Origin of the sequence: Mycobacterium timonense, from assembly GCF_025821985.1 — a bacterium.
Taxonomy (GTDB): domain Bacteria; phylum Actinomycetota; class Actinomycetes; order Mycobacteriales; family Mycobacteriaceae; genus Mycobacterium; species Mycobacterium avium.
On record NZ_JACKSY010000094.1, the window covers coordinates 38859 to 53922 of the forward strand.

13 protein-coding genes are annotated in these 15064 nt (G+C 70.2%); 9 read left to right on the forward strand and 4 right to left on the reverse strand.

From position 1 onward, the window contains the following. Positions 1-12: 12 nt before the first annotated feature. Positions 13-723 carry a two-component system response regulator PrrA gene (prrA, locus tag H7I87_RS20370; RefSeq protein ID WP_024637144.1) on the reverse strand — a complete coding sequence of 237 codons (711 nt, stop codon included), beginning with the start codon at positions 721-723 and terminating at the stop codon, positions 13-15. After that, a complete protein-coding gene (locus H7I87_RS20375; RefSeq protein ID WP_019732561.1) occupies positions 720-1994 on the reverse strand; it encodes an MFS transporter in 1275 nt (424 codons plus the stop codon). Before H7I87_RS20375 ends, prrA begins: the two co-directional genes overlap by 4 nt. Before the next feature lie 157 nt (positions 1995-2151). Between H7I87_RS20375 and H7I87_RS20380 the strand changes: the two genes are divergently transcribed. Then, positions 2152-3342: a glycosyltransferase family 4 protein gene (locus tag H7I87_RS20380; RefSeq protein WP_019732560.1), complete on the forward strand. Its 1191-nt coding sequence runs from the start codon at positions 2152-2154 to the stop codon at positions 3340-3342. Next, complete coding sequence (locus H7I87_RS20385; protein WP_033726610.1) at positions 3339-5459, forward strand: amylo-alpha-1,6-glucosidase; 2121 nt, start codon at positions 3339-3341, stop codon at positions 5457-5459. Before H7I87_RS20380 ends, H7I87_RS20385 begins: the two co-directional genes overlap by 4 nt. Positions 5460-5465: 6 nt before the next feature. Here the strand turns inward: H7I87_RS20385 and H7I87_RS20390 are convergent, their stop codons facing one another. Together H7I87_RS20390 and H7I87_RS20395 are read right to left on the reverse strand one after the other, a co-directional pair. After that, positions 5466-5813, reverse strand: coding sequence for an FAD-dependent monooxygenase (locus H7I87_RS20390; RefSeq protein WP_080708745.1), 348 nt, complete (start codon positions 5811-5813; stop codon positions 5466-5468). A 142-nt stretch (positions 5814-5955) separates the two neighbouring features. Continuing rightward, positions 5956-7428 (reverse strand): carboxyl transferase domain-containing protein, encoded by a 1473-nt coding sequence (locus H7I87_RS20395; protein WP_003877357.1) that lies wholly within the window; start codon positions 7426-7428, stop codon positions 5956-5958. Positions 7429-7455: 27 nt separating this feature from the next. Between H7I87_RS20395 and H7I87_RS20400 the strand changes: the two genes are divergently transcribed. From H7I87_RS20400 to H7I87_RS20430, 7 genes are all read left to right on the forward strand, one after another. Next, positions 7456-8187, forward strand: a complete 732-nt coding sequence (locus H7I87_RS20400; RefSeq protein ID WP_009975158.1) for an enoyl-CoA hydratase — start codon at positions 7456-7458, stop codon at positions 8185-8187. Between the two features lie 2 nt (positions 8188-8189). Next, the gene (locus tag H7I87_RS20405) at positions 8190-9302 is read left to right on the forward strand and encodes an MBL fold metallo-hydrolase (RefSeq protein ID WP_095764012.1); all 1113 of its coding nucleotides are present in this window, start codon (positions 8190-8192) and stop codon (positions 9300-9302) included. 29 nt (positions 9303-9331) lie between these two features. Further along, positions 9332-10918 carry a serine hydrolase gene (locus tag H7I87_RS20410; RefSeq protein ID WP_033718980.1) on the forward strand — a complete coding sequence of 529 codons (1587 nt, stop codon included), beginning with the start codon at positions 9332-9334 and terminating at the stop codon, positions 10916-10918. After that, positions 10915-13287 (forward strand): cation-translocating P-type ATPase, encoded by a 2373-nt coding sequence (locus H7I87_RS20415; protein ID WP_033726614.1) that lies wholly within the window; start codon positions 10915-10917, stop codon positions 13285-13287. Before H7I87_RS20410 ends, H7I87_RS20415 begins: the two co-directional genes overlap by 4 nt. Positions 13288-13349: 62 nt before the next feature. Next, on the forward strand, positions 13350-13538 hold the full coding sequence (locus H7I87_RS20420; protein WP_019733774.1) for an antitoxin: 189 nt from the start codon (positions 13350-13352) through the stop codon (positions 13536-13538). A 3-nt stretch (positions 13539-13541) separates the two neighbouring features. After that, entirely contained in the window at positions 13542-14003 is a 462-nt protein-coding gene (locus H7I87_RS20425) for a type II toxin-antitoxin system Rv0910 family toxin (RefSeq protein WP_003872880.1), read from the forward strand. A 68-nt stretch (positions 14004-14071) separates the two neighbouring features. After that, positions 14072-14506, forward strand: a complete 435-nt coding sequence (locus H7I87_RS20430) for a hypothetical protein (RefSeq protein WP_023900194.1) — start codon at positions 14072-14074, stop codon at positions 14504-14506. Positions 14507-15064 lie beyond the last annotated feature (558 nt).

Sequence of the window (15064 nt, forward strand, 5' to 3'; positions counted from 1 at the left end):
CGCTCGACCCGATTACTGCATGCGCAGCACGAATCCCACTCCGCGGACGGTGTGCAGCAGCCGGGGTCCGCCGTTGGCCTCGAGCTTGCGGCGCAGGTATCCGATGAACACGTCGACGACGTTGGTGTCGGCGGCGAAGTCATAGCCCCACACCAGCTCCAGTAGCTGTGCGCGGGACAGCACGGCGGTCTTGTGCTCGGCCAGGACCGCCAGCAGGTCGAACTCCCGCTTGGTCAAATCGACGTCCACGCCGTTGACCCGGGCGCGGCGGCCGGGGATGTCGACCTCCAGCGGACCCACCGTGATCGTTTCCGACGAGGAGGTGGCGGTGGCGCCGCGGCGGCGCAGCAGCGCCTTGACCCGCGCGACCAGCTCGGCCAGCACGAACGGCTTGACCAGGTAGTCGTCGGCCCCGGCCTCCAGGCCCGCCACCCGGTCGTCGACCGAGCTGCGGGCCGACAGCACGCAGACGGGGACGTCGTTGTCCATGGCGCGCAGCGCGGTGACGACGCTGACGCCGTCCAGCACCGGCATGTTGATGTCGAGCACGATCGCGTCCGGGCGTGTCTCGGTGGCGCTGCGCAGCGCCTCGGCGCCGTCGACCGCGGTGGACACCTCGAATCCGGACAGTCGCAGGCCACGTTCCAGCGACGCGAGCACATCGGAGTCGTCGTCGACGACCAAGACCCGCGGTGAGCTAGCTGCTGTGTCCATGCCGCCTATTTTGCCTGATTGTCGGCCGTGGCTGTGGGAGGAGCACCGGCCCGGTCGGATGGCGCGGCGGGCAACCGGGCCGCGCGGCGCAGCATCGGGGCGAAGGTGACCCAGATGATCAGCGCGCCCAGCGACAGCCCGGCCAGCAACAAGAAGGCGGCGCGGAAACCCAGATGTTGGGCGACGGCCCCGCCCAGCACCGGGCTGAGGGCGCCGCCCAACCCCTGGGCGGCCATGACGGCGCCCTGACCGACGTTGATGTGGCCGGTGCCGTCCAGGATGCGGGCCACCAGGCCCGGCACCGCCACCGACAGCATGCCGGCGCCGATGCCGTCGAGCACCTGCACCGGGATCACCCCCCAGCTGGTGATGACGCTGGCGGCGAGCACACCGCGGACCGGCAGCGCGGTCAGCGCGATCAGGATCGCGGGCCAATAGCCGCGCGTCGCCGCGATTCTCATGGCGAGCAGCGACGCCGGGACCATCACGGCCTGGGCGACGACGACGGTGCTGGCCACGGTGGTGAACGGGTTGGCGTGGGTAGCGACGACGGCCAGGCCGTACAGCGGCAGCATCGCCGCGTTGCCCAGGTGGAAGAGCACCATGGCCGCCGCGAGCACCAGCAGCGGGCGGGACCGCGCCAGCACCCGCATCGCCTTGACCGGGGCCTCGCCGGCGGCCCGCGCCTCGCCGCGGGCGACGTGGTGGTCGATGTCGCCGCCCGGGATGGCCAGCACCGCCGCGATGGTCGCGACCGCGAAACCCGCAGCGAGCCAGAAGATTCCGGCGTAGCCGAACACCCAGCCGGCCACCCCGCCGAGGGCGGCGCCCGCCATGTTGCCGGCATGGTTGTAGGCCTGGTTGCGACCGTTCTGCCGGGTGAACGCGGCCTGGCCGACCACCCCGAGGGTGATGCCGATCATCGCGGGGGCGATCGTCGCCCCGGAGATGCACATGACGGCCTGCGCGGTGGCGACCGTCCAGAACTGCCGGGAGGTCAGGATCACCGCCGAGGCGGCGACGGCGGCCAGCCCGACGACGATGACGCAGCCACGCTTGTGCCGGGTGGCGTCGACGAGTGCACCCGCGGGGGCCACCGTGACCATGCCGACGATCGCGCCCAGCGTCATCGCCGCGCCGATGGCGCCCGTGGTCCAGCCGCGGCTTTGCAGCAGCACGCCCAGGAACGGGCCCATGCCGGCCTCCATGTCGGCCATGAAGAAGTGCACGGCCTGCAGCGCGACCCGTTCCCGGTTGCAGGCCCGCGGCGTCGCCGTCATGCGATCACGCATGCCTTGATTGTGGCGAACGGTCCGGCGGCTGATAACTGCGCCACACCCCAACCCCCTTGGCGGAACACACTTTAACGGTCATAATTAGCACTCGACGGCTTGGAGTGCTAACGCGTGTGATGGAGTCGTAAGGAGGAAAACGTCAATGCGCGGCGCTGATTTCGTGTTGCAGACCGATGTCCCGGAAACCGGCCGACCGCTGCGGATCGTGCTCGTCGCCCCGCCGTATTTCGACGTCCCGCCGGACGGGTACGGCGGCGTGGAGGCCGTCGTGGCCGATCTCGCCGACATGCTGGTGGCCCGCGGACACCAGGTCACCCTGCTCGGCGCCGGCGAACCGGGCACGGCGGCCAGGTTCATCCCGCTGTGGGACCGGACCGTGCCCGAGCGGCTGGGCGAGCCCTACCCCGAGATCATGCACGCGCTGAAGGTGCGCAGCGCCATCACCCGGATCGCCAAAGAGGACGGCGTCGACATCGTGCACGACCACACCTTTGCCGGGCCGATGAACGCCCCGATCTACCAGGGGCTGGGCGTGCCCACGGTGGTCACCGTGCACGGCCCGATCGACGACGACCTGCATCCCTACTATCGCGAGCTCAGCGGCGACGTCGGCCTGGTGGCCATCAGCGACCGTCAGCGGCAGCTGGCTCCGGAGCTGAATTGGGTTGGCCGCGTACACAATGCGCTGCGCATCGACGAGTGGCCGTTCGAGACCGAAAAGCATGACTACGCACTGTTTTTGGGCCGGTATGCGCCGTACAAGGGTGCGCACCTGGCGCTGCGGGCCGCGCACGAGGCCGGCATCCCGCTGGTACTGGCCGGCAAATGCAGTGAGCCCTCGGAAAAGGAGTACTTCGAGGACTGCGTGCGGCCGCTGCTCACCGACAACGACCACGTGTTCGGCGAGGCCGACGCGGTCAGCAAGCGAAAGCTGTTGTCGCGCGCCCGTTGCCTGCTGTTCCCGATTCAGTGGGAGGAGCCGTTCGGCATCGTGATGATCGAGGCGATGGTTTGTGGCACGCCCGTCGTCGCCCTGCGCGGCGGCGCGGTCTCGGAGGTGGTCGCCGACGGGGTCACGGGCGTGGTCTGCGATCACCCGGACGAACTGCCCGGGGCCATCGTCCGGGCCCAGACCCTGGACCCGCACGCATGCCGGCGCCACGTCGCCGCGAATTTCGCTGTGGCACAGTTCGGTTCGGCGTACGAAGCCATCTACCGCAACGTGCTGCAGCATGCGACGGCGGCGCCGCGCCGGATGCGCAGCACCGGCCTGGTGGAATCGATCGAAACCGGAAGGCGCGCCTGCGACTTCAGGCAGAAGGCACCGGCATGAGCGTGGCGACGGCCTTCAACGGCGGCGCGCCGGCGCAGATCGGGTCCGGCGGCGACGCCGTGACCCTGGTCGAGGGCGGAACGTTCTGCCTGTCCAACCGGCACGGCGACGTGTCGGTCGGCACCTCCTACGGCCTGTTCTTCCGGGACGCGCGGGTGCTGTCCCGGTGGGAGCTGCGGGTGGACGGCCAAGTCGCCGAGGCGTTGTCGGTGGAGGCGACGGAGGCGTTCGCCGCCCAGTTCATCCTGCGCCGGGCACCGCGGTCGGGACTCGCCGACAGCACCCTGTTGATCGTGCGCGAGCGGTTGGTCGCCGACGGGCTGCGGGAAACCATTTCGCTGCATAACCTCGACAAGGAAAGCACGGTGGTGTCCCTGGAGCTGCACGCCGACGCCGACTTCGCCGACCTGTTCGCGGTGAAGGTGGCGCGGGCGGCCACGGCCGGGGCCGACATGCACGTCGCCGACGGGGAACTGGTGCTGCGGGGGCGCGCCGACCAGGTGCGCGGCCTGACCGTGTCGGCCAGCGGCGACCCGATCGTATTGCCCGGCTCGCTGAATTGGCGGGTGGTGGTTCCGCCGGGGGGACGCTGGCAGACCGAGGTCATGGTCCAGCCGACGTGGTCGAATCGCAAGGTGCGGACCCGCATTCCGCGGGGCAAGGACATCGAGTCCAGCGCGCCGGCCCGCAAGATCGAGAGATGGCGGGACACCGCGACCACGGTCGAGACCGACCACGCCGGGCTGGCGCAGGTGTTGCGGCAGACCGAAAGTGACTTGGGCGCCTTGTTGATTCACGACGCCGACGGCCGGGGCCGGCCGTACGTCGCCGCCGGTGCGCCGTGGTTCATGACGTTGTTCGGCCGGGACAGCCTGCTGACCGCGTGGATGGCCCTGCCGCTGGACGTGGGGCTCTCGATCGGCACGCTGCAGCGGCTGGCGGCCCTGCAGGGGCGGCGCGTCGACGCCCTCACCGAGGAGGAGCCGGGCCGCATCATGCACGAGATCCGCCGCGGACCGGCCAGCACGGACGTGTTGGGCGGCAGCGTCTATTACGGCACGGCCGACGCCACCCCGCTGTTCGTCATGCTGCTCGCCGAGAGCTGGCGGTGGGGCGCCGACGAGGCGGTCATCCGGTCGTTGCTGCCCGCGGCCGACGCCGCGCTCGCCTGGGCAGAGCAGTACGGGGACCGCGACGGCGACGGTTTCGTCGAATACCGGCGTGCCACCGACCGCGGCCTGATCAACCAGGGCTGGAAGGACAGCTTCAACGGCATCAACGACGCCAAGGGCCGGGTCGCCGAACCGCCGATCGCGCTGTGCGAGGTGCAGGGCTACGTCTACGCCGCGCTGCTCGCGCGGGCCGAACTCGCCGAGGGCATGGGCGAATTGGCGCAGGCGGCGCAGCTTCGTGAGCGTGCGCAGGCGTTGCGGACCCGATTCGGCGAGGCGTTCTGGCTGCCCGACCGCGGCTGGTATGCCGTCGCCCTGGACGGGCGCAAGGACCGCGTCGACGCGTTGACGAGCAACGTCGGCCACTGCCTGTGGACGGGCATCGCCACCGACGAGCACGCGGCCGCCATCGTGGAACGGTTGGCCGGTGAGGAGATGGACTCGGGATTCGGGCTGCGCACCCTGGCCACCACCATGGGCGCGTACAACCCGATGAGCTACCACAACGGCTCGGTGTGGCCGCACGACACCGCCATCACGGTGTCCGGCTTGCTGCGCTACGGGCACATCCCGGGAGCACTGGCTCTGGCCGAGCGTCTGGCGACGGGTCTCCTCGATGCGGCAGCGGCGTTCGGCGGGCGGCTGCCCGAATTGTTCTGCGGCTTCCCGCGTTCCCAGTTCGCCTCGCCGGTGCCCTATCCCACGTCGTGTTCGCCGCAGGCGTGGGCCAGTGCCGCGCCGCTGCTGTTGCTGCGGTCGTTTCTGGGACTCGACCCGCACGTGCCGAACCGCGCCCTGACGGTGACGCCGCACCTGCCGGCGGAGTGGGGCCGGATCGCGTTGACCAACCTGCGCCTCGGCGCCACCACCGTGCAGCTCGAAGCCGAGGGCGAGACGGTCAAGGTGCAGGGCCTGGGCGACGATTGGCAGCTGGTGACGCCGTAGCGCCGCTCACCGGTGGCCCAGGCCGCTCAACTGGACGGCCAGCCGTCGCTGCACGCCCGGAATGCCTGCGGCCAAACGCATTCCGGCGTTGCGCAGGGGCCGCAGCGGGCGCGGCAGCGTCGCGACGCGGGTGAGGCGCCCGGTGAGCCGCAGCACCCGCTCGGCGCGTTGCCGCTGGGCGTCTCCGTACGCGTCGAGCACGGTGTCCGGCCCGCCCCGGGCGATCTGCGCCAGCGCCGCGGCGAGCGAAATGGCATCGGTGATACCAAGATTCATGCCCTGCCCGCCGGCGGGGCTGTGCACGTGGGCGGCGTCGCCGGCGAGCAGCGCCGAACCGCTGCCGCGACGATCCAGCGCTACCTGGGGTTGGCTTAGGCGGCCGGCCCGCGTTTCGTCGCCGGCCCGCGTTTCGTCGAGACTTAAACCACGCACACCCGGCCCGGCGTGTCGTGTGCGTGGTTTAAGTGTCGCGGTCGGCGAGGCGCGCTATCGACGGTCAGGGCAATCCGACGCGCCGGTAGCGCCGCAACCGGGCGGCCAGCCGCTCGTCGGCGGGTATCTCGCGCAGCGCAGCCACCTCGGCGGCGACGGCGAGCGCCAACCTTCGCGCGAACTCGACCGGCTCGTCGGCGGCATCGGGATGCTCGGGCACGATCACGTCGACGATGCCCGACGCCAGCAGATCGCGCGACCGGATGCCTTGTGCCGCAGCCAGTTCCGCGGCGTGGTCGGTGTCGCGGAAGACGATCGCGCTGGCGCCCTCCGGCGGCAGCGGGGCCAGCCAGCCGTGCAGCGCGGCCAGCACCCGGTCGGCGGGCACCATCGCCAGCGCCGGCCCGCCGCTGCCCTGCCCCAGCAGCACCGACACCGTCGGGGTGTCCAGGGTGACCAGCTCGGCCAGACACTGGGCGATCTGGCCGGCCAGCCCGCCCTGTTCAGCCTCGGCCGACAACGCCGGCCCCGCGGTGTCGATCACCAGCACCAGCGGCAGCCGCAGTTCCGCGGCCAGGGCCATGCCGCGGCGGGCCTCGCGCAGCGACGCGGGGCCCACCAACCCGCCGGTCAGGCGCTGCTGGCCGAGCACCACCACGGGCTGGCCGGCAAACCGGGCCAGCGCCAACAGCGTGGTCGCCGCCTCGCCCTGGCCGGTCCCCGACAACAGCACGGGGTCGGTGGCGCCGTGCCGCAGCAACAGCCGCACACCCGGGCGGTCCGGACGTCGCGAGGCGACCACCGAGTCCCACGCCGCGACGTCGGGTATCGGCTCGGGCGGCGGCGGCGCGGCCAGCGGCTCGGGGGCGTCGGCGATGACGGTCATCGCGCGGTCCAGCGTGCGGCGCAGCTCGTCGAGCGGGACGACGCCGTCGATCACCCCGTGCCGCTGCAGGTTCTCCGCGGTCTGGACGCCCTCGGGGAACGGCTCGCCGTAGAGCTGCTGGTAGACCCGCGGGCCCAGGAAGCCGATCAGCGCGCCCGGCTCGGCGACCGTGACATGACCCAGCGAACCCCACGACGCGAACACCCCGCCGGTGGTCGGATTGCGCAGATAAACCAGGTAGGGCAGGTGCGCCTGCTTGTGCAGGCGGACGGCCGCCGCAATCTTCACCATCTGCAGGAACGCGACCGTGCCCTCCTGCATCCGGGTGCCGCCCGAGCTCGGCGAGGCCAGCAGCGGCAGCCCCTCGGCCGTCGCCCGCTGCACCGCGGCGGTGATCCGTTCGGCCGCGGCCACCCCGATCGAGCCGCCGAGAAAGCCGAACTCGCACACCACCACCGCGACCCGGCGACCGAAGATGCGGCCCTCGCCGGTCAGCACCGACTCGTCGAGACCCGTCGCGGCGCGGGCGTCAGCCAGCTCTTGCGCGTAGGCCGCGCTGACCGGCACGGCCAGCGGCTCGCTGTCCCAGCGGAGGAAGGAATTTTCGTCCAGCACCGCATCGCGTAGTTGACCAGCCGTGATACGACTCACGAGACGAGGCTATATAGGGTGGCTGCCATGATCGGTGTTACCCGGGCCGAAGCCGTTTTGACCATCGAGCTGCAGCGCCCCGAGCGCCGCAACGCCCTGAACTCCCAGCTCGTCGAGGAGCTGCGGGAGGCCGTGCTGAAGGCGGGCGACGGCTCCACCCGCGCGATCGTGCTGACCGGCCAGGGCACGGTGTTCTGCGCCGGCGCCGACCTGAGCGGCGACGCGTTCGCCGCGGACTACCCCGACCGGCTGATCGAGCTGCACAAGGTGCTGGACGCCACGCCGATCCCGGTGATCGGCGCCATCAACGGCCCGGCCATCGGCGCCGGGCTGCAACTGGCCATGCAATGCGACCTGCGGGTCGTGTCGCCGGACGCGTTCTTCCAGTTCCCGACGTCGAAATACGGCCTGGCCCTTGACAACTGGAGCATCCGGCGGCTGTCGACGCTGGTCGGCCACGGGCGGGCGCGGGCCATGCTGCTGGCCGCGGAGAAGCTGACCGCCGACGTGGCGCTGCAGACCGGGATGGCCAACCGCATCGGGACGCTGGCCGACGCGCAGGCATGGGCCGCCGAGATCGCGGGCCTCGCGCCGCTGGCCATCGCGCACGCCAAGCGGGTGCTCAACGACGACGGCGCCATCGAAGAGGCCTGGCCGGTGCACAAGGAACTGTTCGACAAGGCCTGGGGCAGCCAGGACGTCATCGAAGCCCAGGTCGCCCGAATAGAGAAGCGGCCGCCGAAGTTCCAGGGGGCCTGACGATCATGCGGGGGACGCTTCGGCTGGTCGCCGGGACGGCGTCGCTGGCGGCCGGCGGTTGGCTGGTGCGCGCCCTGCACGGCGCCCCGAACGCCCTGGGCGCCGACCCCGCGTCGATCGCGGCCGTGACGTCCGGCTCGCCGCACTTCCGCGACGGCGCCTTCGTCAACCTCGAGCCCGCCTCCGAAATCAAGATGGACCGCGAGCAGCTGCGGCTGATCGCGTGGGAGCTGATTGCGAATCGGGGCGGCAGCCGTCCGCCGGCGGCGATCCCGCTGGCCTCACCGGGGGTCGTCGACGCCGACCCCAGCCGGTTGGCGGTCAGCTGGTTCGGCCACTCGACGGCGCTGCTGGAAATCGACGGGTACCGGGTGCTCACCGATCCGGTGTGGAGCGAGCGGTGTTCGCCGTCCGACATCGTGGGGCCGCAACGGCTGCATCCGCCGCCGATCCAACTCGAAGGGCTGCCCGCCGTCGATGCGGTGGTGATCAGCCACGACCACTACGACCACCTCGACATCGACACCGTCCGGGCGCTGGCCCGCACCCAGCGCGCCCCGTTTTTCGTGCCGCTGGGTGTCGGCGCCCACCTGCGCCGGTGGGGGATCCCCGAGCAGCGGATCGTCGAGCTCGACTGGCACCAGAGCGGCAAGGTCGACGAGCTGACCGTGACCTGCGTGCCGGCGCGGCACTTCTCGGGACGCTTCCTGGACCGCAATACCACGCTGTGGGCGTCGTGGGCGTTGGCCGGCCCGACCCATCGCGCCTACTTCGGCGGCGACACCGGCTACACCAAGACCTTCGCCCAGACCGGCGCCGAGCACGGGCCGTTCGACCTGACCCTGCTGCCCATCGGGGCCTACAACACGGCCTGGCCGGACGTCCACATGAACCCAGAGGAAGCGGTGCGGGCACACCGGGACGTCACCGACGACGGACTGCTGGTGCCGATCCACTGGGGCACCTTCCGATTGGCGCCGCACCCGTGGGCCGAACCCGTTGAGCGCCTGCTCGCCGCCGCCGAGCCGGCGAAGGTGAAGGTGGCGGTGCCGGTCCCCGGTCAGCGCATCGATCCCGCGGCCCCGCAGAAACCCGACCCGTGGTGGCGGCTCTGAATCTGCCGTCGCCGCGTTAGTGTTCGCGCATGAGCAAACGCGCGGCGGTCCTGACGGCGGTGCTGCTCGGGTTGACCGGATGCGGCTTTGCGCAGCAACCGGCCGGCGCGCCGCCGCGACCGTCCGACGTCCCGCCCAACCAGGTGTCCGCCCTGGCGATCCCGGCCGGCCGTATCGACGAGGCCGTGGCAAAGGTGGACGGCCTCGTTGCCGACCTGATGAGAAGCAGCGGCATCCCCGGGATGGCCGTGGCCATCGTGCATGGCGGGAAGGTGTTGTACGCCAAGGGATTCGGCGTCAAGGATGTGACCAGGGGGCAGGGCCGGGACAACGCGGTGGACACCGACACCGTCTTCCAGCTGGCGTCGGTGTCCAAATCGGTGGGCGCGACGGTGGTCGCACACGAAGTCAGCGACCACGTCGTGGGGTGGGACACGCCCGTGGTTTCCACGCTGCCGTGGTTCGCGCTCGGCGACCCCTACGTCACCGGCCATGTCACCGTCGGCGATCTGTACTCGCACCGCTCCGGGCTGCCCGATCATGCGGGCGACAAACTCGAAGATCTGGGCTATGGCCGTCGGCAGATCTGCGAGCGACTCAGGTTGCTGCCGCTGCGGCCTTTCCGAAACAGCTACGCCTACACCAACTATGGGATCACCGCCGCCGCCGAGGCGGTGGCGGCCGCGGCCGGCAAAACCTGGGAAGAGCTCTCCGACGAGGTGCTCTACCGCCCGTTGGGAATGACGTCGACCAGCTCGCGGTTCGCCGACTTCCTCGCCCGGCCCAACCGCGCGGTCAACCACATCAAGATCGGCGACAGCTGGCAGGCCCGTTTCCAGCGAAACCCGGACGCCCAGTCACCGGCGGGCGGGGTGAGCTCGTCGGTGCGCGACATGGCCCGCTGGCTGATGATGTTGCTGGACAACGGAACCCACGACGGCCAGCACATCGCATCGCCGGAGGGGCTGCTGCCCGCCCTGAGCCCGCAAGTGGTGTCCGCCCCCGCGACCACACCGAAGGCGCGCACCGGATTCTACGGATACGGCTTCAACACCTCGGTGGATGCCTCGGGCCGCACCGAATACAGCCATTCCGGCGCCTTCGATCTGGGCGCAGCCACCAATTTCGTCGTGCTGCCGTCGGAGGACCTGGCGATCATCGCGTTGACCAACGCCGCGCCCTACGGCATCCCGGAGACGCTGACCGCCGAATTCATGGACCTCGTGCAGTACGGCCAGATCCGCGAGGACTGGGCCGCCCTGTACCGGAAAGCCATTGGCTGGCTGAACAATCCGCTGGGTTCGCTGGTGGGCAAGCAGCCGCCGTCCGCCCCGGCGCCGGCCAGGCCGCTGCGCGACTACACCGGCGTCTACGCCAACGACTACTGGGGTCCGGCCGTAATCACCGAGCACGACGGCGCCCTGCAGTTGACGATGGGGCCGCAACACCGGACCGCCACCCTCACACACTGGGACGGCGACACCTTCACCTTCCCGTTGGCCGGCGAAAACGCCCCGCCCGGAACGGTTTCCACGGCCACGTTTACCGGTTCGCCGGCGGCCAGGCTCAACCTGGAGTACTACGACACCGACCAGCTGGGGACGTTCACCCGATGAACACAGGCCTGACCGACGCCGAGGTGGCCCAGCGGGTCGCGCACGGCCAGAGCAACGCGGTGCGGCAGCGCGCGACGCGCAGCATCACCGACATCGTCCGGGCCAACGTGTTCACCCGGATCAACGCGATCCTGGGGGTGTTGCTGCTCATCGTGCTCGCCACCGGCTCGGTGATCAACGGCATGTTCGGCCTGCTGATCATCGCCAACAGCGTCGTCGGCATGGTCCAGGAAATCCGGGCCAAGCAGACGCTGGACAAGCTGGCCATCGTCGGGCAGGCAAAACCCATGGTGCGCAGGCAATCCGGCACTCGCGCTCTGCCTCCCGACGAGGTGGTGCTCGACGACATCATCGAACTCGGGCCCGGCGATCAGGTCGTGGTCGACGGCGAGATCGTGGAAGAGGCCAACCTGGAGGTCGACGAGTCGCTGCTGACCGGCGAGGCCGACCCGATCGCAAAGGCCGTCGGCGATTCGGTGATGTCGGGCAGTTTCGTCGTCGCCGGCAGCGGCGCCTACCGGGCCACCAGGGTCGGCTCGCAGGCCTACGCCGCCAGGCTGGCCGAGGAGGCCAGCAAGTTCACCCTGGTGAAATCCGAACTGCGCAACGGCATCAACCGCATCCTGCAGTTCATCACCTACCTGCTGGTGCCGGCCGGCCTGTTGACGATCTACACCCAGCTGTTCACCACGCACGCCGGCTGGCAGAAGTCCGTGCTGCGGACCGTGGGCGCGCTGGTGCCCATGGTGCCCGAAGGGCTCGTGCTGTTGACGTCGGTGGCCTTCGCGGTCGGGGTGGTGCGGCTGGGCCAGCGCCGGTGCCTGGTGCAGGAGCTGCCGGCCATCGAAGGTCTCGCCCGCGTCGACGTGGTGTGTGCGGACAAGACGGGCACGTTGACCGAGAGCGGGATGCGGGTCGCGCGCGTCGACGAGCTGGACGGGTCCGGGCACGATCGGATCGCCGACGTGCTGGCCGCGCTGGCCGCCGCCGACCCGCGGCCCAACGCGAGCATGCGCGCGATCGCCCAGACCTATTCCCGGCCGCCCGGCTGGACTATCACGGCGACTGCACCTTTCAAGTCGGCCACCAAATGGAGCGGGGTGTCGTTCGCCGGTCACGGCGATTGGGTGATGGGTGCGCCGGACGTACTGCTCGATCCGGGTTCGGCGGCGGCCGGGCAGGCCGAACGGCTCGGGGCGCAGGGGCTGCGGGTGCTGCTGCTGGGTGCCGCCGACCGGGCCGTCGACCATCCCGACGCCCCGGGCCCGATCACCCCGGTGGCGCTGGTGGTGCTCGAACAGAAGGTCCGCCCCGACGCCCGCGAGACCTTGGATTACTTTGCGGATCAAGGTGTTTCGGTCAAGGTGCTGTCGGGTGACAACGCCGTCTCGGTCGGCGCCGTGGCCGGTGAACTGGGGCTGCACGGCGAAACGCTGGACGCCCGCCAATTACCTTCGGACCCGGCGCAATTGGCGGACATGCTGGACACCTACACCACTTTCGGCCGGGTGCGCCCCGACCAGAAGCGCGCCATCGTGCACGCCCTGCAATCGCACGGGCACACCGTGGCGATGACCGGCGACGGCGTCAACGACGTGCTGGCGCTCAAGGATGCCGACATCGGCGTGGCGATGGGCGCCGGCAGCCCCGCCTCCCGCGCGGTTGCCCAGATCGTGCTGCTGGACAACAGGTTTGCCACCCTGCCGTATGTCGTCGGTGAGGGCCGACGGGTCATCGGCAACATCGAACGCGTCGCCAACCTGTTCCTCACCAAGACGGTCTACTCCGTGCTGCTGGCGCTGCTGGTCGGCCTCGAGTGCCTGTTCGCCAAGGCGCTCAAGGCCGATCCGCTGCTGTACCCGTTCCAGCCGATCCACGTCACCGTGGCGGCGTGGTTCACCATCGGCATCCCGTCGTTCATCCTGTCGCTGGCTCCCAACAACGAGCGCGCCCACCCTGGCTTCGTGCGACGGGTGCTCAGCTCGGCGCTGCCGTCGGGCCTGATCGTCGGCGCGGCCACCTTCGCCTCGTACCTGGTGGCCTATCACGGCCGGCACGCCACCTTCCAGCAACAGGATCAGGCCTCGACCGCGGCCCTGATCACCCTGCTGGTGACGGCGCTGTGGGTGCTCGCGGTGGTGGCCCGGCCCTACCAGTGGTGGCGGGTGGCGCTGGTGATCGCGTCGGGCCTGGCCTATGTGGTGATCTTCAGTCTGCCGCTGGCCCGCAAGGCGTTCCTGCTGGATCCGTCCAATGTCGTGGTGACCTCGTCCGCGCTGGGCATCGGTGTGCTGGGCGCCGCCGCGATCGAGGCCGCCTGGTGGATCCGGGCCAAAATGCTGGGTGTGCGGCCGCAGGTGTGGCGCTGAGCACAGCGAACTCAGCTCCGTCGGCGGCGGGCAGTACGATGCCGGGGAAAAGGGAGGGCGTAATGGGATTCCTGGACAAGGCCAAGGACCTGTTGTCGCAGAACGCCGACAAGTTCGAGATGGCCATCGACAAGGCCGGCGAGTTCGTCGACGAAAAGACGCAGGGCAAGTACTCCGACACCATCCACCAGGTGCAGGAGCAGGCCAAGAAGGCCACCGGCGCCACCGAGACTGGCGACCAGCAGGGCTGAGCCGTGGCCAAGCTTTCCGGATCCATCGATGTTCCGCTGCCCCCCGAGGTGGCCTGGCAGCACGCCTCCGACCTGTCCCGGTACAAGGAGTGGCTGACCATTCACCGGGTGTGGCGCAGCACCTTGCCCGACCAGATCGACAAGGGCACCGTCGTCGAGTCGATCGTCGAGGTCAAGGGCATGCTCAACCGGATCAAATGGACGGTGGTGCGCTACAAGCCACCGGAGGGCATGACGCTCAACGGCGACGGCGTCGGCGGGGTCAAGGTCAAGCTGATGGCCAAGGTGCAGCCCAAGGCGGACGGCTCGGTCGTCAGCTTCGACGTGCACCTCGGCGGTCCAGCGCTGTTCGGGCCCATCGGCATGATCGTCGCGGCCGCGCTGCGCGGCGACATCGACCAGTCGCTGGAGAACTTCGTCACGGTGTTCGCCCGCTCGGATCCGAGCACCAACGGTCATCGCTGAGCGCGGGCGCCACGCTGGGGACGACGTTCACTGCCGGGACCGACGCCGCAGTCGGCTAGTCTCGCACCATGACTCGCCGACTGCGCCCCGGTTGGCTGGTGGCCCTTTGCGCCGTGCTGATTTCGGCCAGCGCGTGGCTGCCGTGGCTGCGGACGACGGTCAACGGCGGGGGCTGGGCGAACGCCATCGGAGGCGCCCACGGCAACCTGGAACTGCCGCGGGGCTTCGGCGCGGGGCAGCTCATCGTGCTGCTGGCCTCGACGTTGCTGGTGGCCGGCGCCATGATGGGCCGCGGCTTGTCGGTGAAGGTGGCTTCCGTTACGGCGCTGCTGATTTCGCTGCTGATCGTGGCGCTCACGGTGTGGTACTACAAGCTCAACGTCAATCCGCCGGTGTCGGCCGAATACGGCCTCTACGTCGGCGCGGGCGGCGCGGCCTGCGCCGTCGCGTGCTCGATGGTGGCCACGATCGCGGTCCTGGTCTCCGGCCGGTCGCGCCGCTGAGCCGTCAGGCCGACGGGAACTCGTGGTCTGCGGGCTTTTCCCGCTCCGGTAGGGGTGGTGGTCGTCCTCGGGCGGGGTGGACAGGAATGTGGCGACGATCGTCGTGCTCGGCTGCCTTCGCCCAAGGATTGCTCCGGTGGCGATGCGAGCAAAATCGTCGGGGTTAGCGCCGATAATCGGCCGACCGCTCGACCCGTGCATAGCCCGAACGCTAGCCCCGGGCGGCGCCGTTGTTGAGGCCTAGCGGCGAGCCGGTGTGCTCGGTGGGGATTCGAGAGGGTGGGAAAAGGGCGGCCCCGTCGGCTCTCGGGCTGAACCGACGGGACCTAGACGGGCGCGAAGGCCGGCCGACGCGCTCGTCTCTGATGGATCATTGCCGCCGATCATGGTCGACAAACATGATGACCCAATCTCTTTGAGTGTGCCACGACGCCGGCGCTGTCGGTTCCGGTCGAAAAGTGAGCAGGTGATTCCGGTCGAAAAGTGAGCACCCTTCGATTGGAGAGTGATCACTGTGGAGGATTGGGCCGAGATTCGCCGGCTGCATCGGTCGGAGAA